Source organism: Pseudomonas sp. NBRC 100443 (assembly GCF_030268185.1).
In the GTDB taxonomy this organism is placed as follows: domain Bacteria; phylum Pseudomonadota; class Gammaproteobacteria; order Pseudomonadales; family Pseudomonadaceae; genus Pseudomonas; species Pseudomonas citronellolis.
In genome coordinates, this window is record NZ_BSQE01000005.1 from 180271 (window position 1) to 203214 (window position 22944).

17 protein-coding genes and 3 tRNA genes are annotated in these 22944 nt (G+C 65.8%); 12 read left to right on the forward strand and 8 right to left on the reverse strand.

Features of this window, described 5'->3' with window-relative positions:
• Positions 1-308 precede the first annotated feature (308 nt).
• The 3 genes from QSJ95_RS08625 to QSJ95_RS08635 form a co-directional block, all read right to left on the reverse strand.
• Positions 309-384, reverse strand: a tRNA-Lys gene (locus QSJ95_RS08625).
• A gap of 6 nt (positions 385-390) precedes the next feature.
• Positions 391-467: transfer RNA gene (locus QSJ95_RS08630), tRNA-Pro, on the reverse strand.
• 9 nt (positions 468-476) lie between these two features.
• Positions 477-552: transfer RNA gene (locus QSJ95_RS08635), tRNA-Asn, on the reverse strand.
• A 210-nt stretch (positions 553-762) separates the two neighbouring features.
• Here QSJ95_RS08635 and QSJ95_RS08640 point away from each other — a divergent pair.
• Both QSJ95_RS08640 and QSJ95_RS08645 read left to right on the forward strand, forming a co-directional pair.
• The gene (locus QSJ95_RS08640) at positions 763-3108 is read left to right on the forward strand and encodes a DUF1631 domain-containing protein (protein ID WP_253390066.1); all 2346 of its coding nucleotides are present in this window, start codon (positions 763-765) and stop codon (positions 3106-3108) included.
• A gap of 3 nt (positions 3109-3111) precedes the next feature.
• A complete protein-coding gene (locus QSJ95_RS08645; protein WP_043274046.1) occupies positions 3112-3444 on the forward strand; it encodes a PilZ domain-containing protein in 333 nt (110 codons plus the stop codon).
• A 401-nt stretch (positions 3445-3845) separates the two neighbouring features.
• On the opposite strand, the gene clpB is transcribed toward QSJ95_RS08645, so the two are convergent.
• The 4 genes from clpB to rluD form a co-directional block, all read right to left on the reverse strand.
• The gene (gene clpB, locus QSJ95_RS08650) at positions 3846-6410 is read right to left on the reverse strand and encodes an ATP-dependent chaperone ClpB (protein WP_116422676.1); all 2565 of its coding nucleotides are present in this window, start codon (positions 6408-6410) and stop codon (positions 3846-3848) included.
• Between the two features lie 78 nt (positions 6411-6488).
• On the reverse strand, positions 6489-6653 hold the full coding sequence (locus tag QSJ95_RS08655) for a hypothetical protein (protein WP_159458809.1): 165 nt from the start codon (positions 6651-6653) through the stop codon (positions 6489-6491).
• 100 nt (positions 6654-6753) lie between these two features.
• Positions 6754-7482 (reverse strand): peptidoglycan editing factor PgeF, encoded by a 729-nt coding sequence (pgeF, locus tag QSJ95_RS08660; RefSeq protein ID WP_074977477.1) that lies wholly within the window; start codon positions 7480-7482, stop codon positions 6754-6756.
• On the reverse strand, positions 7479-8438 hold the full coding sequence (gene rluD / locus QSJ95_RS08665; protein WP_069861972.1) for a 23S rRNA pseudouridine(1911/1915/1917) synthase RluD: 960 nt from the start codon (positions 8436-8438) through the stop codon (positions 7479-7481). Before rluD ends, pgeF begins: the two co-directional genes overlap by 4 nt.
• Positions 8439-8584: 146 nt before the next feature.
• Between rluD and QSJ95_RS08670 the strand changes: the two genes are divergently transcribed.
• The 4 genes from QSJ95_RS08670 to QSJ95_RS08685 all read left to right on the forward strand — a co-directional run bounded on the left by QSJ95_RS08670 (position 8585) and on the right by QSJ95_RS08685 (position 12898).
• Positions 8585-9598: an outer membrane protein assembly factor BamD gene (locus QSJ95_RS08670; RefSeq protein WP_074977475.1), complete on the forward strand. Its 1014-nt coding sequence runs from the start codon at positions 8585-8587 to the stop codon at positions 9596-9598.
• A 138-nt stretch (positions 9599-9736) separates the two neighbouring features.
• Positions 9737-9967: a PP0621 family protein gene (locus QSJ95_RS08675; RefSeq protein ID WP_009617584.1), complete on the forward strand. Its 231-nt coding sequence runs from the start codon at positions 9737-9739 to the stop codon at positions 9965-9967.
• Positions 9960-11549, forward strand: coding sequence for a sensor histidine kinase (locus QSJ95_RS08680; protein WP_249917817.1), 1590 nt, complete (start codon positions 9960-9962; stop codon positions 11547-11549). The genes QSJ95_RS08675 and QSJ95_RS08680 overlap by 8 nt, the downstream gene beginning before the upstream one ends.
• Before the next feature lie 11 nt (positions 11550-11560).
• A complete protein-coding gene (locus tag QSJ95_RS08685) occupies positions 11561-12898 on the forward strand; it encodes a sigma-54-dependent transcriptional regulator (protein ID WP_256514291.1) in 1338 nt (445 codons plus the stop codon).
• A gap of 748 nt (positions 12899-13646) precedes the next feature.
• Here the strand turns inward: QSJ95_RS08685 and thiO are convergent.
• Positions 13647-14756 (reverse strand): glycine oxidase ThiO, encoded by a 1110-nt coding sequence (gene thiO, locus QSJ95_RS08690; RefSeq protein ID WP_285641668.1) that lies wholly within the window; start codon positions 14754-14756, stop codon positions 13647-13649.
• A gap of 176 nt (positions 14757-14932) precedes the next feature.
• Here thiO and QSJ95_RS08695 point away from each other — a divergent pair, with 176 nt between their 5' ends.
• The 6 genes from QSJ95_RS08695 to QSJ95_RS08720 all read left to right on the forward strand — a co-directional run bounded on the left by QSJ95_RS08695 (position 14933) and on the right by QSJ95_RS08720 (position 22938).
• Positions 14933-15445: a GspH/FimT family pseudopilin gene (locus tag QSJ95_RS08695; RefSeq protein WP_285641670.1), complete on the forward strand. Its 513-nt coding sequence runs from the start codon at positions 14933-14935 to the stop codon at positions 15443-15445.
• A 149-nt stretch (positions 15446-15594) separates the two neighbouring features.
• A complete protein-coding gene (locus tag QSJ95_RS08700; protein ID WP_285641672.1) occupies positions 15595-16074 on the forward strand; it encodes a GspH/FimT family pseudopilin in 480 nt (159 codons plus the stop codon).
• Positions 16071-16625 carry a type IV pilus modification protein PilV gene (gene pilV / locus QSJ95_RS08705; protein ID WP_061560710.1) on the forward strand — a complete coding sequence of 185 codons (555 nt, stop codon included), beginning with the start codon at positions 16071-16073 and terminating at the stop codon, positions 16623-16625. Before QSJ95_RS08700 ends, pilV begins: the two co-directional genes overlap by 4 nt.
• 11 nt (positions 16626-16636) lie before the next feature.
• Positions 16637-17416 (forward strand): PilW family protein, encoded by a 780-nt coding sequence (locus QSJ95_RS08710; RefSeq protein ID WP_116422683.1) that lies wholly within the window; start codon positions 16637-16639, stop codon positions 17414-17416.
• Entirely contained in the window at positions 17413-17946 is a 534-nt protein-coding gene (locus QSJ95_RS08715) for a pilus assembly PilX family protein (protein WP_181925953.1), read from the forward strand. Before QSJ95_RS08710 ends, QSJ95_RS08715 begins: the two co-directional genes overlap by 4 nt.
• A gap of 15 nt (positions 17947-17961) precedes the next feature.
• Entirely contained in the window at positions 17962-22938 is a 4977-nt protein-coding gene (locus QSJ95_RS08720; protein WP_285641683.1) for a PilC/PilY family type IV pilus protein, read from the forward strand.
• Positions 22939-22944: the final 6 nt, after the last annotated feature.

A 22944-nucleotide genomic window follows, 5' to 3' on the forward strand; every position in this document is an offset into this window, starting at 1 on the left:
GGGAGAGGGGGCAGTCCGCGCCGAGAGTAGGCAAGTTTCAGTCGGTAATCTCTGTGCTAGCCGACTGACTCCAGAACATCAGCGCCTACCCAACGGTCCCCTCTCCCTTCTGGGCGGGGCGCGCAGCCGAGGGTTAGGGAGAGGGAGCGGAGTGGAACCAAAGCGCAGATATCACCGGCCGGTTCGCGAGCAAGCTCGCTCCTACAAGCCCCAGCCCAAACACCCCAACCGAAAAACGAAAAAGCCCGCGATCTCAACGAGACTGCGGGCTTTTCGATTGCCGTTCACCTGGGCGACCGGCTGGAAGATGGTGGGTCGTGTAGGATTCGAACCTACGACCAATTGGTTAAAAGCCAACTGCTCTACCGACTGAGCTAACGACCCTCGATATGGTCGGGGTAGAGAGATTCGAACTCCCGACATCCTGCTCCCAAAGCAGGCGCGCTACCGGACTGCGCTATACCCCGCTTGGAAGTTGGCTCCGCGACCTGGACTCGAACCAGGGACCCAATGATTAACAGTCATTTGCTCTACCGACTGAGCTATCGCGGAACGACGAGCCTTCCAATCCCTTCTACGTTTCGGCGTTGCCGTTTCCCGTATCAGAGGCGCGCCATTTTACGGGTCTCGAACGGACTGTCAACCCTCTGATCCAAAAAGTTTTTCTTCTTTTTCTTTGCAGGCCGGCAGGCAGATTGCTATATCTGCATAAAACAAAGTTGCCCTCGCCTGCAGGCGCTGAGATCACGGACAGGATCGCCCATGAGTTCGAAGGACACCCCGCCGTCTTCCAACGTCGCCAGCCGGGCCATCCAGCCACGCTTCGGCGAGCTGGTACAGGGCTGCCGGCAGTTGGCGATGAACCACCTGGCGGAACTCCTGGCGGCGGTTTTCGCCCAAGTCGACGACACCCTCTTCGAATGCGCCGAGAAGGCCGAGAACAACCAGGTGCAGGCGCTGTTCTTCGACAGCATGCGCGAGATCCGCCGCCAGCGCCCCACCCTCGAGCGCCTTTATCACCAGCGCTTCGCCAAGGGCCTTGGCGACTTCATGCAGGGCACCCTGCCCTCCCGGGCGCACCTGGAGGAGCTGGACGTCGAGCAGTTGTCCCTGGTCGGCAACGAGGAATACGAGGAAACCCTGCTCATCACCAACATGGTGAACCAGGTCAAGGCGCAGTGTGCGCAATCCCTGTTCGCCCTGGACCAGCGCCTGGCCCTGCTCAACAACGGCAGCAAGCTGGCCGAGGACAGCAACCCCTTCGGCCCCCAGGCGATCGCCCAGTGCTTCCGCGAGATGCTCGCGGAAAGCCGCTTCGCCCTGCGCATCAAGACCGTGCTCTATGTCTTGTTCGACCAGCAGGTGATGCGCAACCTGCCACCTCTATATGAACAGCTGAACCGACGCCTGACCGAGGCCGGCATCCTGCCCAACCTGCGCTACCGCGCCCAGCAGGGCTCTCGCCCGGCACCACGCCCGAGTGCAGCGGCCCCCGGGCAAGCCACGCCAGCGGCGCCGGCCGATACCGGCAGCGGAGGCAGCAACGCCGCGGTGCCTCCCGGCGCCCCGGGCGCATCCGCCAGCACCGAAGCGCCGCCGCTGGACTTCAGCGAGCTGCCGCCCTACCCGCCCAGCGACCAGCAGGCGCTCTACGGCGGCCTCAACGCCCTGCTCGCCGAACACCGGCGGCGCGGCCTGGAGAACTTCGGCCATAGCGACAGCATCGCCCGCCTGACGCCACGCGGGGCGACCCGCACCTACAGCGCCGGGGAACTGCTCGACGCGCTCAATCGCCTGCAGCGTATCTCCGCCCAGGACCTCGCCCGGCGCATCCGCCAGCCCCAGGCGGTCCAGCAGTTCAAGGAGGACCTGCACCAGCAACTGGAAGCCGGCAGCGACCGCCCCGGGCAGAACAAGCTGACCGACCAGGAAGCCGACGTCATCGACCTGGTCGGCATGGTCTTCGACTTCATCCTCGACGACGAAAGCCTGCCGGACAGCTGCAAGACCACCCTCTCCCACCTGCACACGCCCTTCCTCAAGGTGGCCCTGCAGGACAAGGCGCTGTTCACCCAGCACCACCACCCGGCCCGCCGCCTGCTCAACGCCATGGCCCAGGCCGGCTCGCTGTACGGCGGCGACGGCGAGGAGCGCGGGCTGCTGGCGAAGATGCACTGGGTGGTCGAGCGGGTGATCCAGGACTTCGCCGGCGACCTGCGCCTGTTCGACGAGCTGCTCGGCGACTTCAACGAATACATCGGCAACATCCGCCAGAAGGCCGAACTGCGCGAACGCCGCGCCACCGAGGCGGCCCGCGGCCGCGACCGGCTGCTGGGCGCGCGCGAACAGGCGATCGAGGTCATCCGCAACGCCTGCGCCGAACGCGAACTACCGCAACTGGTGCGCAATTTTCTCGACCTCAGCTGGGCCGATGCCCTGACCTTCATCATCCTGCGCAACGGCGAGGACAGCGATGAATGGCGCCGCGCCTGCGAGATCGCCGAGCAACTGGCCTGGAGCGTCACGCCGCAGGACAGCGCCGGCCGCGAGCGCCTGCAAGCCATGCGCCCGGCGCTGCTGGAAGACCTGCGCAAGGGCCTGGAAGTGCTCGGCGGCTACCACGAGGAAGGCATCCGCCGCCTGCTGCAGGACCTGGTCGCCTGCCAGCACGCGATCCAGGCGCAGCAGCCGGAAATCGCCGCCAGGCTGCACCCCGAACTGCCGGAAAGCCCGCTGGGGGCGATGCTCGACGGCGAAAGCGTGGCCGAGCGGCAGACCGAGGAAAGCCTGTCCATCCGCGCCCGGGCGATCATGGAGGAACTGCGCCGCATCGAATTCGGCACCTGGTTCGAGTTCACCGACAGCACGCCGCCACGGCGCCTGAAGCTGTCCTGGTTCAGCCCCACCACGCGCAACTATATGTTCGTCGATCACCTGGGGCAGCGCGTCGCCGTCAAACCCATCGGCCAGTTGGCGCTGGAGATGGAACAGGGCAAGGTGCGCCTGGCCGGAGCCGGGGCCCAGCCCCTGGTCGACCGCGCGCTCGGCGCCATCTACCGCATGCTGCAGCGCTTTGCCGGGCGCCCCAACAGCCCATCCGAGGAGTAAGCGATGGACGAACGCCGCCAGCACAACCGGCACAGCACGGACCTGAAGGTCGAGGTCTTCGACCGCCACACCGGACGCAGCCTCGGCCGCCTGGCCGACCTCTCCGTCGAAGGCTTCATGCTCTGCGGCGTCGACGTGCCGGCAGCGGATTCGGTGCTGGAATGCCGCCTGGTGCCCCTGCCGCCGCTGCACGAGGTGGGCGAGATCACCCTGGGCGCCGACTGCCTGTGGAGCCGCAGTGGCGGCGAGGGTCAGCTGGGCTGGGCGGGCTTCCACATCATCGACCTGGCGGACGACCAGGCGAAGGCGCTGGAGGAGTTGATTGCGCATCTTTGAGGGAGGCTTCGTGCTACACGGACCATTCCCGATTTCCCAGCTGGGCTCCTCGTAGGAGCGAGCTTGCTCGCGAATGGAGTTTCCAGGTGGCCTAGGTGCCTCGCTTTGACTCCGCTCCCTCTCCCCAGCCCTCTCCCTGAAGGGAGAGGGGGCTTGTCCGTGCCGAGAGAAGGAATGGTTTCAGTCGGGTATTGCCGTGATAGCCGGCTAACGCCACAGCACCGAACCCTGCCCAACGGTCCCCTCTCCCTTCAGGGAGAGGGTTAGGGAGAGGGCGTTCTTCAGGATATGCACCGAACCTGACCAGCAGAACGCTGTTCGCGAGCAAGCTCGCTCCTACAAAAGCAAAAAGCAAAAAAGAAAAAGCCCCGCAACGCGGGGCTTTTCCAGAGGCACCAAGATCAGGCAAACACGATCTCGTCGCCCTCCACCTTGGCATGAATCTTCGCCCCGGGAAGGAACTTGCCGGCCAGGATCAGCTGCGCCAGCGGGTTCTCGATCCAGCGCTGGATCGCCCGTTTCAGCGGCCGCGCGCCGTACACCGGATCGAAGCCGACGGCGATCAGCTTGTCCATCGCCTCCGTGCTCAACTCCAGGCTCAGCTCGCGCTCGGCCAGGCGCTTGCGCAGGCGGCCCATCTGGATCTCGGCGATGCCGGCGATCTGCTCGCGGGCCAGCGGTTCGAACACCACCACCTCGTCGATCCGGTTGATGAACTCCGGACGGAAGTGCGCGTTCACCGCGTCCATCACCGCCGCGCGCTGGGCCTCCTGGTCGCCGACCAGTTCCTGGATCTGCGCCGAACCGAGGTTGGAGGTCATCACCACCACAGTGTTGCGGAAGTCCACGGTGCGGCCATGGCTGTCGGTCAGGCGGCCGTCTTCGAGCACCTGCAGGAGGATGTTGAAGACGTCCGGGTGGGCTTTCTCCACCTCGTCCAGCAGCACCACCGAGTACGGCTTGCGGCGCACGGCTTCGGTCAGGTAGCCGCCTTCCTCATAGCCGACGTAGCCCGGCGGGGCGCCGATCAGGCGGGCCACCGAGTGTTTTTCCATGAACTCCGACATGTCGATGCGCACCAGCGCCTCTTCGGTGTCGAAGAGGAATTCGGCCAGGGCCTTGCACAGCTCGGTCTTGCCCACCCCGGTCGGGCCGAGGAACAGGAAGGAACCGCTGGGCCGGTTCGGGTCGGCCAGGCCGGCGCGGGAGCGGCGCACGGCGTTGGCCACGGCCACCACCGCTTCGTGCTGGCCGATGACGCGCTTGTGCAGCTCATCTTCCATGCGCAGCAGCTTCTCGCGCTCGCCTTCGAGCATCTTCGACACCGGGATGCCGGTCCACTTGGACACGACCTCGGCGATCTCCTCGTCGGTCACCTTGTTGCGCAGCAGCTGGTTCTCCGCCTTGCCGTGCTGGTCGACCATCTGCAGGCTGCGCTCAAGGTCCGGGATAACCCCGTACTGCAGCTCGGCCATGCGGTTCAGGTCGCCCTTGCGGCGGGCCAGTTCCAGCTCGGTCCTGGCCTGCTCGATCTTCTGCTGGATCTGCGCCGAGCCTTGCACCTCGGCCTTCTCCGACTTCCAGATCTCTTCCAGGTCGGCGTATTCGCGTTCGAGCTTGGCGATGTCTTCTTCCAGCTTGGCCAGGCGCTTCCTGGTGGCCTCGTCGTCTTCCTTCTTCAGCGCCTCGCGCTCGATCTTCAACTGGATCAGCCGGCGGTCCAGGCGGTCCAGCTCCTCCGGCTTGGAGTCGATCTCCATACGGATGCGGCTGGCGGCCTCGTCGATCAGGTCGATGGCCTTGTCCGGCAGCTGGCGGTCGGTGATGTAGCGGTGCGACAGCTTGGCCGCGGCGATGATGGCGCCGTCGGTGATGGTCACACCGTGGTGTACCTCGTAGCGCTCCTTGAGGCCACGCAGGATGGCGATGGTGTCTTCCTCGCTGGGCTCGTCCACCAGCACCTTCTGGAAACGCCGCTCCAGGGCCGCGTCCTTCTCGATGTACTGGCGGTATTCGTCCAGGGTGGTGGCGCCGACGCAGTGCAGCTCGCCGCGGGCCAGGGCCGGCTTGAGCATGTTGCCGGCGTCCATCGCGCCCTCGGCCTTGCCGGCGCCGACCATGGTGTGCAGTTCGTCGATGAACAGGATGATCCGCCCTTCCTGCTTGGACAGCTCGTTGAGCACCGCCTTCAGGCGCTCCTCGAACTCGCCGCGGAACTTGGCGCCGGCGATCAGCGCGCCCATGTCCAGGGCCAGCAGGCGCTTGTCCTTGAGGCCGTCGGGTACTTCGCCGTTGACGATGCGCTGGGCCAGGCCTTCGACGATGGCAGTCTTGCCCACACCAGGCTCGCCGATCAGCACCGGGTTGTTCTTGGTGCGCCGCTGCAGGACCTGGATGGTGCGGCGGATCTCGTCGTCACGGCCAATCACCGGGTCGAGCTTGCCGTCCTCGGCGCGCTTGGTCATGTCCACGGTGTACTTGTCCAGGGCCTGGCGCGACTCCTCGGCATTGGGGTCGTTGACCGCCTCGCCGCCGCGCAGGTTGTTCACCGCGTTCTCCAGGGCCTTCTTGCTCACGCCCTGGCCGAGCAGCAGCTTGCCGAGCTTGGCGTTGTCGTCCAGGGCGGCGAGCAGCACCAGTTCGCTGGAAATGAACTGGTCGCCCTTCTGCTGGGCCAGGCGGTCGGCCTGGTTGAGCAGGCGCGCCAGGTCCTGCGAGAGGTTCACGTCGCCGGTGGGATTCTGGATCTTCGGCAGCGCGTCCAGCTCTTTATTCAGGGCAGTGCGCAGGGCCGGGATATCGAAGCCGACCTGCATCAGCAGGGGCTTGATGGAGCCGCCCTGCTGGTCGATCAGGGCGCAAAGCAGGTGCACCGGCTCGATGGCCGGGTGATCGTGGCCAACGGCCAGGGACTGGGCATCGGACAGCGCCAGTTGCAGCTTGCTGGTCAAACGGTCGATTCGCATGGAGTTCGTCCTTCCTTCTAGATAGCGGGTCGGGGCGATACCTGCCCCTGATGAAGAAACAACCCGCCGGGATGCCAGTTAGATAAGGACGATTTTGGCCGCTTCAAGCCAAATCGCCATGACGCCGGTCAGTTCGTGCCGGCGCAAGGCCACCACGGCATAGGCATCCGAATGCAGGGGAAGGGTGTTGCCGACTGCGCCGAGGCGCTCTTCGTAGGATGGGTTGAGCGAAGCGATACCCATCACCACGACCGCATGGGTTTCGCAGGCTCAACCCATCCTACGGGGCTGCGGAACCTGTTCGCGAGCAAGCTCGCTCCTACGAAGATCGGGAGCTACAGAGTCAGGCCAGCCAGACCAGGCTGGCCTGGCGCCCGGTGCGCGGGTTGCGGCGGTAGGAATAGAAGCGCTCGGTGTCGCTGAAGGTGCACAGCCCCCCACCGTAGACGGCGGTCACACCCCGCGCGGCCAGGCGGATACGTGCGAGCTGGTAGATGTCGGCCATGTAGCGGCCGGCATTCATGCTGGGCACGAAGGCCGCCTCGGCCTCGGCGTGGTCGGCGAGGAAGGCTTCACGGACTTCCGGGCCGACCTCGAAGGCCTGCGGGCCGATGGCCGGGCCGAGCCAGACCAGCACCTCGTCAGCCGGCACCGCCAGCCTGTCCAACGTGGCTTCCAGCACGCCGCCGGCCAGCCCGCGCCAGCCGGCATGGGCCGCTGCAACACGGGTGCCGGCGCGGTCGCAGAACAGCGCCGGCAGGCAATCGGCGGTGAGCACCGCGCAGGCGATGCCCGGCGTGGCGCTCCAGTTGGCGTCGGCAGTGGCGACGCGGGAAGGATCGGCTTCCACCACCTCGATGCCGTGCACCTGGCTCAACCAGGCCGGCCGGCAACCCTGGGCCTGTTCCAGGCGGCGGCGGTTCTCGGCCACCGCGGCCGGCTCGTCGCCGACGTGGTCACCGAGGTTGAAGCTGTCGAACGGCGCCTGGCTCACCCCGCCGGCGCGGGTGCTGACGCAGGCGCGCACGTTGGCCGGCGCCGGCCAGTCGGGGATGAGCCAGGGCGAGGTCATACGAAGGACTCGTTGTCCTGACGCAGCAGGCTGAGCAGCCAGGTGAAGTCGTCAGGCAGCGGCGACTCCCACTTCATGCGCACGCCGGTGGCCGGGTGGTCCAGTTCGAGGAAGCGCGCGTGCAGCGCCTGGCGCGGGAAGTCGCGCAGCGACTCGACCAGCGTCGGGCTGGCTCCCGGCGGAATGCGGAAGCGCCCGCCGTAGACCGGGTCGCCCACCAGCGGGAAGCCGATGTGCGACATATGTACGCGGATCTGGTGGGTGCGGCCGGTCTCCAGCTTCACCCGGGTGTGGGTGTGCGAGCGGAAGCGCTCCAGCACCCGGTAATGGCTGATCGCCTGCTTGCCGGTGGACACCACCGCCATCTTCTGGCGCATCACGCCGTGGCGGCTGATGGGCGCGTCGATCTTGCCGCCGGCGACTATCACCCCGACCACGATGGCCTCGTAGATACGGCTCACCGAGCGCGCCTGCAACTGGGCGACCAGGTTGGTGTGGGCTTCGAGGGTCTTGGCCACCACCATCAGGCCGGTGGTGTCCTTGTCCAGGCGGTGCACGATGCCGGCGCGCGGCACGTTGGCCAGGTGCGGCACGTGGTGCAGCAGGGCGTTGAGCAGGGTGCCGTCCTGGTGCCCGGCGGCCGGGTGGACCACCAGCCCCGCGGGCTTGTCGATCACCAGGATGTGCTCGTCCTCGTAGACGATGTCCAGCTCGATGTCCTGGGCCTTCCACTCGCCCTGGGCCTCCAGCTGCACCTCCAGCGCCAGGCGCGAGCCGGCGTGGACGACGTCCTTCGGGCGCAGCACGGCGCCGTCGACGGTCAGGTGGCCGTCCTTGATCCAGCCGGCCAGGCGCGAGCGGGAGTGTTCGGGGAAGAGTTGTGCGGCGACCTGGTCGAGGCGTTGGCCTCCCAGGTCGAACGGCACTTCTGCCGCCAGTTGGATGAGATCGGACATGATGGGACGCAGTGGGCGCGCCACCTTTTGGTGGGCGGCACGCTGTGGTTAAATACGGGGCCTTTGTCCCAGGGGTTCGCCTGGGGCGCCAATCATAACAGACGGATGCGGCCGCGACAGCCGACCGTCCAGGGACGCAAGCCGCCATGCAAGTGAAACACCTGCTGCTGATCGCCACCCTCGTATTGGTCTCCGCCTGCTCGTCCAAGGGCGACAAGGTCGACGAGAACCTGAGCGAGAGCCAGCTGTACCAGCAGGCGCAGGAAGACCTCGGCAACAACAGCTACACCAACGCCATCAACAAGCTGAAGGCGCTGGAGTCACGCTACCCGTTCGGCCGCTACGCCGAACAGGCGCAGCTGGAGCTGATCTACGCCAACTACAAGAACGCCGAGCCGGAAGCCGCGCGTTCGGCGGCAGAGCGCTTCATCCGACTGCACCCGCAGCACCCGAACGTCGACTACGCCTACTATATGAAGGGCCTGGCCTCCTTCGACCAGGACCGCGGCCTGATGGCGCGCTTCCTGCCGCTGGACCTGACCAAGCGCGACCCGGGCGCGGCGCGCGACTCCTTCAACGAGTTCGCCCAGCTCACCAGCCGCTTCCCCAACAGCCGCTACGCCCCGGACGCCAAGGCGCGCATGGTCTACCTGCGCAACCTGCTGGCGGCCTACGAAGTGCACGTCGGCCACTACTACCTCAAGCGCAAGGCCTACGTGGCCGCCGCCAACCGTGGCCGCTACGTGGTGGAGAACTTCCAGGAGACCCCGGCCGTCGGCGATGGCCTGGCGATCATGACCGAGGCCTACCAGCGCCTGGGCCTGAACGACCTGGCCGACAGCAGCCTGCAGACCCTCAAGCTCAACTACCCGGACAACCCCAGCCTGAAGGACGGCCAGTTCGTACCCCGCGAGGACGACGACAGCAGCCGCTCCTGGCTGGCCAAGGCCACCCTCGGCCTGATCGACTCCAACACCGCGCCGCCGCAGATGGAAACCCAGGCGAGCAAGGACGTGATGCGCCAGTACGAGGACGCGCGCCAGCAGATCCCGCGCGAGCTGCAGCCGGAGCACCAGGACGAGGAAACCGAGAAGCCCGACACCAGCGGCAAGAAGAGCCACTCCTGGTGGCACTACCTGACCTTCGGCCTGGTCGACTGATCGACCCGCCATGCAGAGGGAGGCTCCGGCCTCCCTTTTTCATGCCCGCGCGAATCTTCCGCACAGTACCGGCCCGCGCGACTTGTGCGACGTGGCGGCTCGGATAAACTGCGGCTCTTCACGAAAAAAGGGAACGCCATGGTCCGCCTGCTGTTCTGGATCCTCCTCATCGCCCTGATCTGGTGGTTGTGGCGCAAGGCTACCCGCCCGCAACGCCCGCCCCAGGCGCCGCCGGACGACCCGGCCGAGCCCATGGTCCGCTGCGCCCAGTGCGGCGTGCACGTGCCGCGCGCCAACGCGCTGCAGCACGAGCAGCGCTGGTACTGCAGCCAGGCCCATCTGCAGCAGGACAGCCAGCGGCATGGCTAAGGCCATCCCCATCAGCGGCCAGCAGGGGCAGCGCATCCTCCGCCTGTACCACCTGTACCGCCTGAGTATCGGCCTGCTGCTGGTGTTGCTGATTTCCAGCGACCTCGACGACCGCGTGCTCAACGTCGGCCAGTCGGCGCTGTTCCATGCCAGTTGCTGGAGCTACCTGATCGTCAACATCCTGATCGCCGTGCTGATGCCGACGCCGCGCCAGTTGCTGCCGATCTTCCTCCTGGCGCTGTTCGACATCCTCGCGCTGTGCGGCCTGTTCTACGCCGCCGGCGGCGTGCCCAGCGGCATCGGCAACCTGCTGGTGGTGGCGGTGGGCATCGCCAACATCCTGCTGCGCGGGCGCATCGGCCTGCTGATCGCCGCCGTCGCCGCGATCGGCATGATCTACCTGACCTTCTACCTCAGCCTCAGCCAGCCCACGGCGATCAACCACTACGTCCAGGCCGGCAGCCTCGGCGCCCTGAGCTTCGCCGCCGCGCTGCTGCTGCAGGGCCTGGCGCGGCGCCAGCAACTCACCGAGCACCTGGCCGAGGAACGCGCCACCACCGTGGCCAACCTCGAAGAACTCAACGCCCTCATCCTGCAGCGCATGCGCACCGGCATCCTGGTGCTGGACAGCCGGCACCGAGTGCTGCTGGCCAACCAGAGCGCCCTGGGCCTGCTGGCCCAGCCGGAACTGGCGGGCAAGCTCGCCACCGAGCATTGCCCGGAGCTGCTCGACAGCCTGCAGCAGTGGGAACGCAACCCCTCGCTGCGCCCGCCCAGCCTGCAGGCGCCCGAAGGCGGCCCCATGCTGCAGCCGAGCTTCATCCCGCTGCGCCGCGGCGAGGAACAGCACACCCTGGTCTTCCTCGAAGACATCTCGCAGATCGCCCAGCAGGCCCAGCAGCTCAAGCTGGCGGCCCTGGGCCGGCTGACCGCCGGCATCGCCCACGAAATCCGCAATCCGCTGGGCGCCATCAGCCACGCCGCGCAGCTGCTGCAGGAGTCCGAAGCGCTCGACGCCCCCGACCGGCGCCTGACGCAGATCATCCAGGACCAGTCGCGGCGCATGAACCTGGTGATCGAGAACGTCCTGCAATTGTCGCGGCGGCGCCAGGCCGAGCCGCAACAGCTGGACCTCAAGGAGTGGCTGCAGCGCTTCACCGACGAGCAGCGCGAAGGCCTGCGCGGTGACCAGCAGATCCACCTGCAAATGGGCGGTGGCGAGATCCAGACGCGCATGGACCCCAGCCAACTCACCCAGGTGCTGGGTAACCTGGTGCAGAATGGGTTACGGTACAGTGCCCGGCAGAACGGCAGCGGCCAGGTGTGGTTGAACCTGTTCCGCGACCGGGACAGCGACCTGCCGGTGCTGGAGGTGCTCGACGACGGCCCCGGCATCGCCCCGGAGCAGTTGGGCAAGCTGTTCGAGCCCTTCTTCACCACCGAGAGCAAGGGCACCGGGCTGGGCCTGTACATTTCCCGCGAGCTGTGCGAAAGCAACCAGGCCCGCATCGACTTCAAGAACCGCGACGAAGGCGGTGGCGGCTTCCGCATCACCTTCGCCCACCCGCGCAAGCAGAGCTGACAGAAAAGAGCATGAGCCGGCAAAAAGCCCTGATCGTCGACGACGAACCGGATATCCGCGAGCTGCTGGAGATCACCCTCGGCCGCATGAAGCTGGACACCCGCAGCGCCCGCAACGTCAAGGAGGCCAAGGAATACCTGGCCCGCGAGCCCTTCGACCTGTGCCTGACCGACATGCGCCTGCCCGACGGCACCGGCATGGACCTGGTGCAGCACATCCAGCAGCGCCACCCGCAGGTGCCGGTGGCCATGATCACCGCCTTCGGCAGCCTGGACACCGCGGTCAACGCGCTCAAGGCCGGCGCCTTCGACTTCCTCACCAAGCCGGTGGACCTCGGCCGCCTGCGCGAACTGGTGGCCACGGCCCTGCGCCTGCGCTCGCCGGGCGCGGAGGACGCGCCGGTGGACAACCGCCTGCTGGGCGACTCGCCGCCGATGCGGCAGATGCGCAACCAGATCGCCAAGCTGGCGCGCAGCCAGGCGCCGGTCTACATCAGCGGCGAATCCGGCAGCGGCAAGGAGCTGGTGGCCCGGCTGATCCACGAACAGGGCCCGCGCAGCGAAGTGGCCTTCGTCCCGGTGAACTGCGGCGCCATTCCGTCCGAGCTGATGGAAAGCGAATTCTTCGGTCACAAGAAAGGCAGCTTCACCGGCGCCGTGGAAGACAAGCAGGGCCTGTTCCAGGCCGCCAACGGCGGCACCCTGTTCCTCGACGAAGTGGCCGACCTGCCCTTGCCGATGCAGGTGAAACTGCTGCGCGCCATCCAGGAAAAGGCCGTGCGCGCAGTGGGCGGCCAGCAGGAAGTGGCGGTGGACGTGCGTGTGCTCTGCGCCACCCACAAGGACCTGGCCGCGGAAGTCGCCGCCGGCCGCTTCCGCCAGGACCTCTACTACCGCCTGAACGTCATCGAGCTGCGCGTGCCGCCACTGCGCGAGCGCCGCGAGGACATCCCGCTGCTCACCGAGCGCGTGCTCAAGCGCCTGGCCAGCGACAGTGGCCTGGCTGCGGCCCAGGTCAGCCCCGAGGCCCTGGAGAAGCTCAAGAGCTACCGTTTCCCGGGCAACGTGCGCGAGCTGGAGAACATGCTCGAGCGCGCCTACACCCTGTGCGAGGACGATGTCATCCAGCCCCAGGACCTGCGTTTCGCCGAGGCCACCGGCGGCGGCGAAAGCGGCGAGGCCAGCCTGGCGCAGATCGACAATCTCGAGGATTACCTCGAAGAGATCGAGCGCAAGCTGATCATGCAGGCGCTGGAGGAAACCCGCTGGAACCGCACGGCCGCGGCCCAGCGATTGGGTCTGACGTTCCGTTCGATGCGCTATCGCTTGAAGAAGCTGGGTATCGATTGATCATAGGGCGTGAGCCCCGTGGCATGGTCGTAATGCTATTTAATGAAGAGCGAATGCCGTTTCTCTCCATGAGAGAAACGGCATTTTTCATATGGGGTAGGGCTAGGGCTTCGCGCGCGAATCCTGTCCTCCGCTCCACCCTTAACCCCGTCATTCCCGCGAACGCGGGAACCCAGAGGCTTAGGGGCTTGGTGTGACGCGCCGCTCCGAGTGTTCGGATGTCTCTTGTTTCGCCCCCTCGGGCGAGTCACTTCTTTCAAACGCCAAAGAAGTAACCAAGAAGGCTTGCCCCAACATACGGGCCCGATGAAGCCGGGCTACCCTCGCGAACTCCCCCGCCACGGAGGCCCGCCCCGAGGGTACATCCCTGTAGCCCGCGGGGCTCTCGCGACATCCATGTCGCATGACCTCCTGAGCGCGGGTTTCGCTCGGCCTTCTGAAGGGGCGTTTCGGAGTGCGCGGATGTTTCTCTGGAAATCCAAAAGCCAGAGCAAGAGCGAACGCGCTTTTGCTTTTGCTTTTGCTTTTCGTAGGAGCGAGCTTGCTCGCGAACCCCGCAGTCACTAGATTCCCGCGTTCGCGGGAATGACGAGGTGGGGTTAGGCGTTTCAGGATGACTCAGGATTCTCCCTTCGTTCAGGACAGCCCCCTCTCCCTCCGGGAGAGGGCCGGGGTGAGGGCAACGGACTTCACCAATACTCCGCCACCAAACCAACACACCTCACTTAAACAACCAGCCCCACACGCTCTACGCCAACGGCGTCGCCACCAACCGCCCTTCCGGCGCATAGGGTTGCGCCTCGATGATCGGCTCGCGCTTCAACATCAGGTCCGCCAGCAACCGGCAGGACGCCGGCGCCAACACCAGGCCGTTGCGGTAGTGCCCGGTGTTCAGCCAAAGCCCTTCGTACCCCAACACCTGCCCGATGAAGGGAATACCCTCGGGCGAACCCGGCCGCAGCCCTGCCCAATGCCCCACCGGCGCCTGCCCGGCGAGCGCCGGCAGCAATTCCTCGGCGGATGCGCGCAGGCTGGCCAGGGCCTCGTCCGTGGGCGTCTTGTCGAAGCCGGCATGCTCCAGGGTGCTGCCCACCAGGATATGGCCGTCGCGCCGCGGAATGGCGTAGCGCCCCTTGGCCAGCACCATGCTGGACAGGAAATCCACCGCGCACTTGTAGAGAATCATCTGCCCCTTCACCGGCGCGACCGGCAGCTCCAGGCCCAGGCTGGCCAGCAACTCGCCGCTCCAGGCGCCGGCCGCCAGCACGGTCGCATCGGCCCGCAGCTCGCCGGCGGCGCAGCGCACGCCGCGAATGGAGCCCTGCTCCTGGATGAAACCGCTGACCTCGCAACCCTCAAGCACCTCGACGTTCGGCATACGCCGCAGCGCCTCGCGCAGCGAACGCGCCAGGCGCGGGTTGCGCACATTGGCCACGCCCGGCATGTGGACCGTTTTCCGGAAACCGGCCCCCAGCGCGGGAACGGCATCGTGGACCGCCGAGATATCCACCTCCCGCAGCGGGCGAGCGTTGGCGCGGGCCCAGGCCAGGGCCTCGGCCTGGTCGTCCAGGTCCAGCCAGTAGAGGCCGGTGACGTGCACCTCGGGATCGACGCCGGTGTCTTCCAGGAGTTGCTGGCCCAGCGCCGGGTAGAACTCCTGCGACCAGTGCGCCAGGTTCGCCACCGCCCGGCTGTAGCGCCAGGGATAGAGCGGGGAAACGATGCCGCCGCCGGCCCAGGATGCCTCGCGCCCGGTCTCGCCACGCTCGACGAGGGTCACCCGCAACCCTTCGCGCCCCAGGGTCCAGGCGCTCAACAGCCCGACAACGCCACCACCGACAAGCAGAACATCCGACATACCGCTGCACCTCGAACCGACAGGAAACCGGACGGTCATCCGGCGCGCCACTATACCAACCCCGCCAAAGCGAAGCGCCCTACACCTTCGCCGGAAGCGACGCGCAACACCCTGGGCCCAGGCAGAGCGCCCAAGGCCCGATACTGCGGCGGTGGGATAGCGCCAGGGATGGCACCATGCAAAAGAATCGCGGATTCAGCCTGCTGGAAGCACTGCTCTCGATCCTCCTGCTCTGGCTGGTCGCCAGCCTGGCCGTACCGGCCTTCGACAACCTGCTCCAGTCCCAGCGCAGCCTGGTCGCCCTGCACAGCCTGCGCGGCGCCCTGAGCCATGCCCGGCACACCGCGGTCTTCACCGGCCGCCCGGTCAGCGTCGCGGCCCGCGAAGGCGACTGGGCCAACGGCTGGGCGCTGTTCCACGACGACAACAACGACGGCCAGCAGCAATCCGGCGAACCCCGGCTGCGCCTCCACCCACCCCTGGAAGGCGTGCAGATATACCCGGACGAAACCTCCCGCAGCTACATCCACTACCGCCCCCAGGGCCAGGCCATCCGCCCCAACGGAGCCTTCCACGCCGGCCATTTCAGGATCTGTACCCAGCACGCCACAGCCCACCGGATCGTGATCAACCGCAGCGGCCGCATCCGCAACGAAAGCGCCCCCAGCGCCAGCCTCTGCCCACGCTGAGCAGCGCACAACCGCTCTGCGACCGAGGTCACAGAAGACCAGCGGACATGACCGGACATCGCGCGATTTGTATCGGCCATCCAACAAAAAGGGACATTTCCCACACAAATTGGCAGCATTTCCTTCAAGACAAACTGGAGGAATGCGCCATGTCGCGCCCCAAGGAAATGGCGGGGTTCACGTTGATCGAGTTGATGATCGTCGTAGCGCTGCTGGTGATATTCGTCAGCATCGCGCTACCCAGTTTCAGCTACCTGATCAAGACCAACCGGACTCAGAGCGCCGCCAGCGAACTCGCCTCCCTGCTGCAATACGCCCGCGCCGAAGCGGTGACGCGCAATGTCGATATCACCGCAGCAGCCAGCAGCGAAGCCTGGACAGTCAGCCAGGGCAATACCGTCCTTCGCCAACTGGATAGCCAGCAAAGCACCCTCAGCATCCTGCCGGCCACTGCCTCGGTGACCTTCTATCCGAATGGCACTGCCTCCGCCAATACCAACATCTACATCTGCAACGACGGTGATGCCGCCACCGGCTATCAATTGACCGTCAGCGTGGCCGGACAGGTGAGACTGTGGCCTCGCGGCACGTCGGACGCAGGTGAAGCACTCGGGAGTTGCGGATCATGAATGACGTTCGCAGGCAATCCTCCGGCTTCAGCCTGATCGAGGTGCTGGTCGCCCTGCTGCTGATCTGCATCGGCGTGCTGGGCATGGTCGCCATGCAAGGACGCACAGTGCAGTACACCCAGGACTCCGTGCAGCGCAGCACCGCCGCCATGCTGGCCAACGAGATGTTGGAGACCATGCGCAGCAACCGCGACCAGGTCTATACCGCCAGCGGCAACCTCAACCCGAACTCGGCGTATTTCACCGGTAGCGACGGCTACCCGGAGGCACCCGAGGAGGGAAGCTGCCAGCCGCTCCCCGCCAACGCCAACCCCGCCGAGCAGCTCAACTGCTGGCTGACCCGCGTGCAGGAGACACTGCCCGGCGCCAGCGGTCTGGCAGCCGAGGTGCACGTCTGCCGCGCTGGGAGCAGCGCCGGCACTTGTGGCAGCGCGGGCCGCGCCATCGAAATCCAGGTGGCCTGGCGGGTGAAGAACGGCGAGTGCATGGATGCGGCGGACAGCGGCGACGACAAGACCATTTGCCGCTATCGGGTAAGAGCGGAAATCTGAGGCGGACCAGCATGCAGAAGCGCCAGCAAGGCCTGTCCCTGATCGAGCTGATGGTCGCCCTGACCGTCAGCAGTTTCCTGATCATCGGGATAGTGCAGATATTCATCGACAACAAGAACACCTTCGTCTTCCAGCAGGCCCAGACGGAGAACCAGGGAAACAGCCGCTACACCTTCCTGCTGCTCGACCAGGAACTGAGCAAGACCGGCTACCGGCGCCAGCCCGACCGCGGGTTCGATACCAGTTTCCCGGCGGCAGACTCAAGCAGCGGAGCCCCGGATGGATGCGCATTCGCCAAGGGCCAGACTGTCACGCTGGCCAGCGACAGCGGCATCTGCATCCGCTATGAACCCCGCGACCCCGACGAGCGCAATTGCCTGGGGGCGAAGCCCGCCGACGCAACCGTTCCCGACGAGCCCTACACCACCAGCACGCTGACTGTGATGGAAAAGTTCTTCATCGAAGACAACGAACTCAAGTGTGCAGCGGGTGAAGATGAGCCAGAAGCCATCCTAAGAGGCGTCGCCGACATTCAGTTCGAATACGGAGTCGGCCCGCAGACCGATGAACGCCAGGTCAACACCTACACGACCTCCCCGGGCACCCTGCCGATCCGGGCCGTGCGCTATGCCGCCCTGATGGTGAGTTCGGTCAATGCCCGCCAGGGCATGGACAGCGCCACCCTGACGCAATGGAAGACCCGCTACCCCGACTCCGGCATCGGCACCGACAACGGGCAGCTCTACCAGATCGCCCAAGGCTCGATCACCCTCAGGAACCTCATGCCATGAATGCATCCCGCCATTCGCAGCAGGGCGCGATCCTGTTCGTCTCGCTGATCATCCTGCTGGTCATCTCCGTGCTGGCCATCTCCAGCGTCCGCCAGTCGGCCCTGGAGGCCCGCATCACCGGCAGCGTGGCCGAGGAGAAGCGCCTGTTCAACAGCGCCGAATCGGCGCTACGCAACACCGAGGAGACCCTCAGCGAGTCGCTGCTGCCGCCCGATCGTTGCCCGGCAGACGCCACCACCGATGACCTGCCCTGCATCTGGAACAAGACCGCCAACGATTATGCCCAGGACTTCTCCGACGCCATGGGCTACACCGGCAACGGCGTTACCCCCTCCTCGCAGACCACCAGTGTCAGTCGCTACATGATCGCCGCTCCCAGCGGCAATGTCGGCGGCCAGTCGATCAACCCCGAGTACGGCTCGATGATGCTGGGCAACGGCACCTTCTTCTATGAAGTGAACAGCCGCGCCTCCAGCAACAACCGCGAGGCCCCACTGCGCTCCGTGGTGGCCCGGGTATACAACAACTGACCCCCAGGCACTGACATGAAGACTCTCCGCCAAACCGCGATCAACGCCAGCGCCAGCCTGCTCTGCGCCCTCCTGCTTCCGTGCGCCAGCGCCTGGGCAGACATCGACATCTCGCGCACCCCGGTCTTCGTCAACGACTCGGTGCCACCGCTGAACATGCTGGTCATGGGCCGCGACCACAAGCTCTACTACGAGGCCTACAACGACGCCTCCGACCTCAATGGCGACGGCATCCTCGACGTGGGCTACAAGGGGCACCTGGACAAGGACCACGGCGGCATCGACTACTACGGCTACTTCAACTCGAACGCCTGCTACGACTATAGCGACGGCCGCTTCAGCCCCGTCAGCGCCACCACCGACAAGAAGTGCCCCGGCCACTGGAGCGGCGACTTCCTCAACTACCTCGCCACCTCGCGCATGGACGCCCTGCGCAAAGTGCTCTACGGCGGCTACCGGGTGGAGGACACCACGTCCTCCACCGTGCTGCAGGCTGCCTACATCCCCCAGGACGACCATGCCTGGGGCAAGGAATACCTGAGCGAGGCCTACGACGGCTACCGCATTTCCGACTACACCCCGCTGAGCCAGCCGGCAGCCGGCGGCTACCGGCACCTGTTCGCCGTGGTGTCGCTGACCCAGGACACCGGCGTGCCGCAATTGCGCACCCTGACCAACACCAGCTTCCGCATCTGGAACTGGGTGTCGAAGGAGCGACCGGTGGCCGGCAGCACCTGCGTGAACAGTTCCGGCTCGGAGGTCAACTGCACCAGTGGTGGCCCCAGTGGCGGCAACTGGGCCATCGTGCCCGCCGACCAGATGTCGGGCCTCACGCTCACAACCTGGAAGGACTCGCGCGCGACGTCCACCAGCAAGTCGCAGATGGATGAGCTGTTCGGATCGACCTACAGCAACACCAACTCGAGATGCGGTACAGGCACAGCCCCCTTTACCAACATCAACAGCCCGCAGAACTTCACCAACCCCTACTCCGCCAACGGCTGTGGCCAGGACGGCTACCACACCCTGATCACCGGCACGCTCACCCCCGCTCTCAGCGGCGTCTACCAATTCTCGGTGGACGGTGACGACGCCGTCGAATTCCAGGTCAACGGCGTTACCGCCTCGTACTACGGCGATCACGGCAAGTCCGGTAGCGGTGGTGCCGGAACCACCGCTAGCGTCACACTCACGGCGGGCACGGCCTACTCCTTCACCTTCCGCCATGAGGAAAACGGCGGCGACGCCAACTTCTACCTGTACTGGAAGACCCCGGCCACCGGCACCAGCGAGATGACCGACAGGAACGTCAAGGTCTCGGTCTGCCCCAGCGGCGCCGACAACGCCGGCCTGCGCGAAAGCAACTGCATCGCCTATGGCAACGGCTTCAAGCCGACCGGCATCCTTCACGACTACGGCGCCACCAACAAGATGTACTTCGGCCTGCTGACCGGCTCGTTCCAGAAGAACATCAGCGGCGGCGTGCTGCGCAGCCAATTGCAGAGTTTCTCCAAGGAGTACAGCGCGACCACCGGGCAATACTGCTTCGCCGGCACCAACGTGTGCGGTTCCGACGGCGTGAGCAACGGCATCGTGGCGACCATCAACAAGCTGCGCATCATCGACTTCAACTACGGCGACCATACCTATGGCTGCGGCTGGATCACCACGCGCCCGATCACCCAGGACGACACCTGCTACATGTGGGGCAACCCGATCGGCGAGATGATGTACGAGACGATGCGCTACTTCTCCGGCGAAACGGCTCCCACCAGCACCTATGACTATGGTTCCGGCAACAGCAAGGACAAGGACGTGCTGGGTCTTCCGCGGATCGGCACCTGGACCCCGCCCTACAAGTCGACTGCCAACCCCAATGGCTACCCCGTGTGCTCGGTCCCGGCCATGACGGTCATCAGCGACATCAACCCGTCCTATGACTTCAAGCTGCCGGGCAGCAAATGGTCCACCGCCGTTTCGGCGCCCTCCACAGGGTCGCTGGCGGGCCTGAACGTCTCCACCGAAGCGGACAAGATCTGGGCTGCCGAAGGCGGTGGCAGCAAGTCCATCTTCATCGGCGAGTCCAACGGTGTCGCCGACAGCGCCCCCACGGCCAAGACCGTCAGCAACCTGTCCACGGTCCGCGGCCTGGCGCCGGAGGAGCCAAGCAAGCAGGGTACCTACTACTCCGCTGCCGTGGCGCGCTATGGCGCCAACAACAAGATCGGCGGCGACAAGGCCCTGCTGACCTACTCGGTGGCGCTGGCCTCGCCCCTGCCGACCATCAAGTTCCCGGTCACCAGCAATGGCGTCACCAGCGTGGTGACCGTAGTGCCCTTCGCCAAGTCCGTCGGCGGCAGCAGCATCAATGCGGACGGCAGCTTCCAGCCCACCGACCAGATCGTCGACTACTACGTGGAGAAGTTCGCCAACACTTCGCCAGCCTGCAATGGCGGCACGCCCAGCCTGGTCAGCGACTGCGACGCCACCCTCAACGGTGGCCGCCCCTACGCCAAGTTCCGCATCAACTACGAAGACGTGGAGCAAGGCGCCGACCATGACATGGACGCCATCGCCCTGTACGAATTGCTGGTCAACGACCAGGGCAAGCTGGTCATCAACATGACCTCCGAATACGCCGCCGGCGGCATCGACCAGCACATGGGCTACGTGATCTCCGGCACCACCAAGGACGGCATCTACCTGGAGGTCAAGGACCAGGGCGGCAACAACGTCGCCTACAAGCTGGATACCCCCGATGGTCGCGATCCCAACTACTGCAACGCGACCACCAAACCCAACGACTGCACCCTGAGCCGGCTCAGCTCCTCGCGTACCTTCACCCTGTCGGGCACCCCGGCGGCCACCTTCCTGGAGAACCCGTTGTGGTACGCCGCCAAGTACGGCACCAACGCGACCAACAATGACACCGACGGCAACGGCGTACCGGACAACTACTTCCTGGTCACCAACGCCCTGACGCTGAAGGACCAGTTGAACAAGGCGTTCAACGACATCTACCAGCGCAACAGCTCCGTATCCACCCCGTCGGTGGAACGCCTGCAACCCGGCGCCTCGATCAGCGACGCACGCTCGGTCTACCGCTCCAACTTCCTGGTGGACGACTGGTCGGGCGACCTGATCAAGGAGACCATCAACCCGGCCACCTTCGCCCGTACCGTGGTCTGGCACGCCAAGGACCAGTTCCCGAGCACCCGCAACATCAAGTTCAAGGGCAGCAACGGCAGCCTGGCCACCCTCACCTACAGCAACCTGTCGGGCGTGACCTACAACGGCGTCGACCTGCAGACCACCCTGACCTCCGCGCAGCTCGGCTACGTGCTGGGCGACCGCAGCGGCGAGGGCAGCAGTTTCCGTCGGCGCAACACGCTGCTGGGCGACATCATCAACTCCAACCCGGTGGTGGTGTCCGGCGCCCAGTACCTGGCCTACCTGGCAGGCGCCATCGATGGCGGCTACCAGAAGTACGCCGACTTCATCGAAGCCAAGAAGGAACGCCGCAGCCAGGTCTACGTCGGCGCCAACGACGGCATGCTGCACGCCTTCGACGGCGCCACCGGCGTGGAGAAGTTCGCCTTCGTGCCCCGCGCCGTCATCCCGAACCTGCAGTACCTGAGCAGCAAGGACTACACCGCCGCCCAGCACCGCTGGTTCGTCGACGGCAGCCTGACCGTGCGCGACGTCTACTACGACGACGCCTGGCATACCGTGCTGGTGGGCACCCTCGGCGCCGGCGGCAAGTCCGCCTTCGCCCTGGACGTGACCGACCCCGACAACATCGCCCTGCTCTGGGAGTTCGACGACGACAACACCAGCAGCAAGGACGGCACCAACACGACGCTGAGCAACCTCGGCTTCACCATCCCCACCCCGGTGGTCGCCCGCCTGCACAGCGGACAATGGGGCGTGCTGCTGCCCAACGGCTACAACAGCGCCAACAACAGCAGCGGCAAGGCGGTGATGTACGTGCTGGACATCAAGACCGGCACCGTCCTCAAGACACTGGAGGCACAGGGGGCCAGCGGCACCAACGGCCTGTCCAGCATCCGCGGCGCCGACAACAACAGCGATGGCATCATCGACTACGCCTATGCCGGCGACCTGCAGGGCAACCTGTGGCGCTTCGACCTGATAGACAACAGCGCTACCAATACCGCACCGTTCTCCAGCACCACCATTGCCGCCTCGAAATTCAAGACGTCCTTCAACGGCACCCCGCTGTACGTGGCCAAGGATGCCGACGGTACCGGCGGCGTGCGCCAGCCGATCACCGCACCGCCGTCGCTGGTCCGCCATCCCTCCACCAACGGCTACCTGGTGATCTTCGGTACCGGCCGCTACCTGGGCACCGTGGACAAGACCAGCCCGTTCCAGTTGCAGACGCTCTACGGCATCTGGGACAAGCAGACCAAGGGCGAAGCGGCCACCACCACCCCGAACCTGTCTCGGGCCAGCCTGCAAGAACAAACCATTTCGTCCCAGGTAAACGGAGCAATCTTCGCAGACAATACCGCTAACACCTTCGACATCCGCCTGCTCAGCCAGGAGACCGTAGACTGGGCGACGAAAAGCGGCTGGTACCTGAACCTCCAGGTCACCGGCGGCAGCCTGGTGGGCGAGCGGATCGTCGATGAGATGGCCGCCCGCGGACAGGCACTGCTGGTCAATACCCGCACACCCAGCCTGGATGTCTGCCAGGCCGGCGTGGAAGGCTGGTCATACGGTATCGACCCCTATACCGGCGGTCGCGCCAACTTCAATATCTTCGACTTCAGCCAGAACTTCGTGGTGGACCAGGGCGACGCCTATGTTTCCGGCGATACCAGCAACGTGGTCTCCGGCTACAAGACCCCTGCCGGTGGCGCGGCCCTTTCCGGCAATACGCGCTTCACCGCCGATGGCGCCCCGATGAACATCAGCTTCGGCCCCGAGTCCACTGGTCGCCAGACCTGGCGCGTGGCACCGCAATGAGGAACC

Excerpts from the sequence above, each read along its gene's own strand:
- QSJ95_RS08640 (WP_253390066.1), top strand. The coding sequence starts at position 763 with ATGAGTTCGAAGGACACCCCGCCGTCTTCCAACGTCGCCAGCCGGGCC.
- QSJ95_RS08645 (WP_043274046.1), top strand. The coding sequence starts at position 3,112 with ATGGACGAACGCCGCCAGCACAACCGGCACAGCACGGACCTGAAGGTC.
- clpB (WP_116422676.1), bottom strand. The coding sequence starts at position 6,410 with ATGCGAATCGACCGTTTGACCAGCAAGCTGCAACTGGCGCTGTCCGAT.
- QSJ95_RS08655 (WP_159458809.1), bottom strand. The coding sequence starts at position 6,653 with ATGGGTATCGCTTCGCTCAACCCATCCTACGAAGAGCGCCTCGGCGCA.
- pgeF (WP_074977477.1), bottom strand. The coding sequence starts at position 7,482 with ATGACCTCGCCCTGGCTCATCCCCGACTGGCCGGCGCCGGCCAACGTG.
- rluD (WP_069861972.1), bottom strand. The coding sequence starts at position 8,438 with ATGTCCGATCTCATCCAACTGGCGGCAGAAGTGCCGTTCGACCTGGGA.
- QSJ95_RS08670 (WP_074977475.1), top strand. The coding sequence starts at position 8,585 with ATGCAAGTGAAACACCTGCTGCTGATCGCCACCCTCGTATTGGTCTCC.
- QSJ95_RS08675 (WP_009617584.1), top strand. The coding sequence starts at position 9,737 with ATGGTCCGCCTGCTGTTCTGGATCCTCCTCATCGCCCTGATCTGGTGG.
- QSJ95_RS08680 (WP_249917817.1), top strand. The coding sequence starts at position 9,960 with ATGGCTAAGGCCATCCCCATCAGCGGCCAGCAGGGGCAGCGCATCCTC.
- QSJ95_RS08685 (WP_256514291.1), top strand. The coding sequence starts at position 11,561 with ATGAGCCGGCAAAAAGCCCTGATCGTCGACGACGAACCGGATATCCGC.
- thiO (WP_285641668.1), bottom strand. The coding sequence starts at position 14,756 with ATGTCGGATGTTCTGCTTGTCGGTGGTGGCGTTGTCGGGCTGTTGAGC.
- QSJ95_RS08695 (WP_285641670.1), top strand. The coding sequence starts at position 14,933 with ATGCAAAAGAATCGCGGATTCAGCCTGCTGGAAGCACTGCTCTCGATC.
- QSJ95_RS08700 (WP_285641672.1), top strand. The coding sequence starts at position 15,595 with ATGTCGCGCCCCAAGGAAATGGCGGGGTTCACGTTGATCGAGTTGATG.
- pilV (WP_061560710.1), top strand. The coding sequence starts at position 16,071 with ATGAATGACGTTCGCAGGCAATCCTCCGGCTTCAGCCTGATCGAGGTG.
- QSJ95_RS08710 (WP_116422683.1), top strand. The coding sequence starts at position 16,637 with ATGCAGAAGCGCCAGCAAGGCCTGTCCCTGATCGAGCTGATGGTCGCC.
- QSJ95_RS08715 (WP_181925953.1), top strand. The coding sequence starts at position 17,413 with ATGAATGCATCCCGCCATTCGCAGCAGGGCGCGATCCTGTTCGTCTCG.
- QSJ95_RS08720 (WP_285641683.1), top strand. The coding sequence starts at position 17,962 with ATGAAGACTCTCCGCCAAACCGCGATCAACGCCAGCGCCAGCCTGCTC.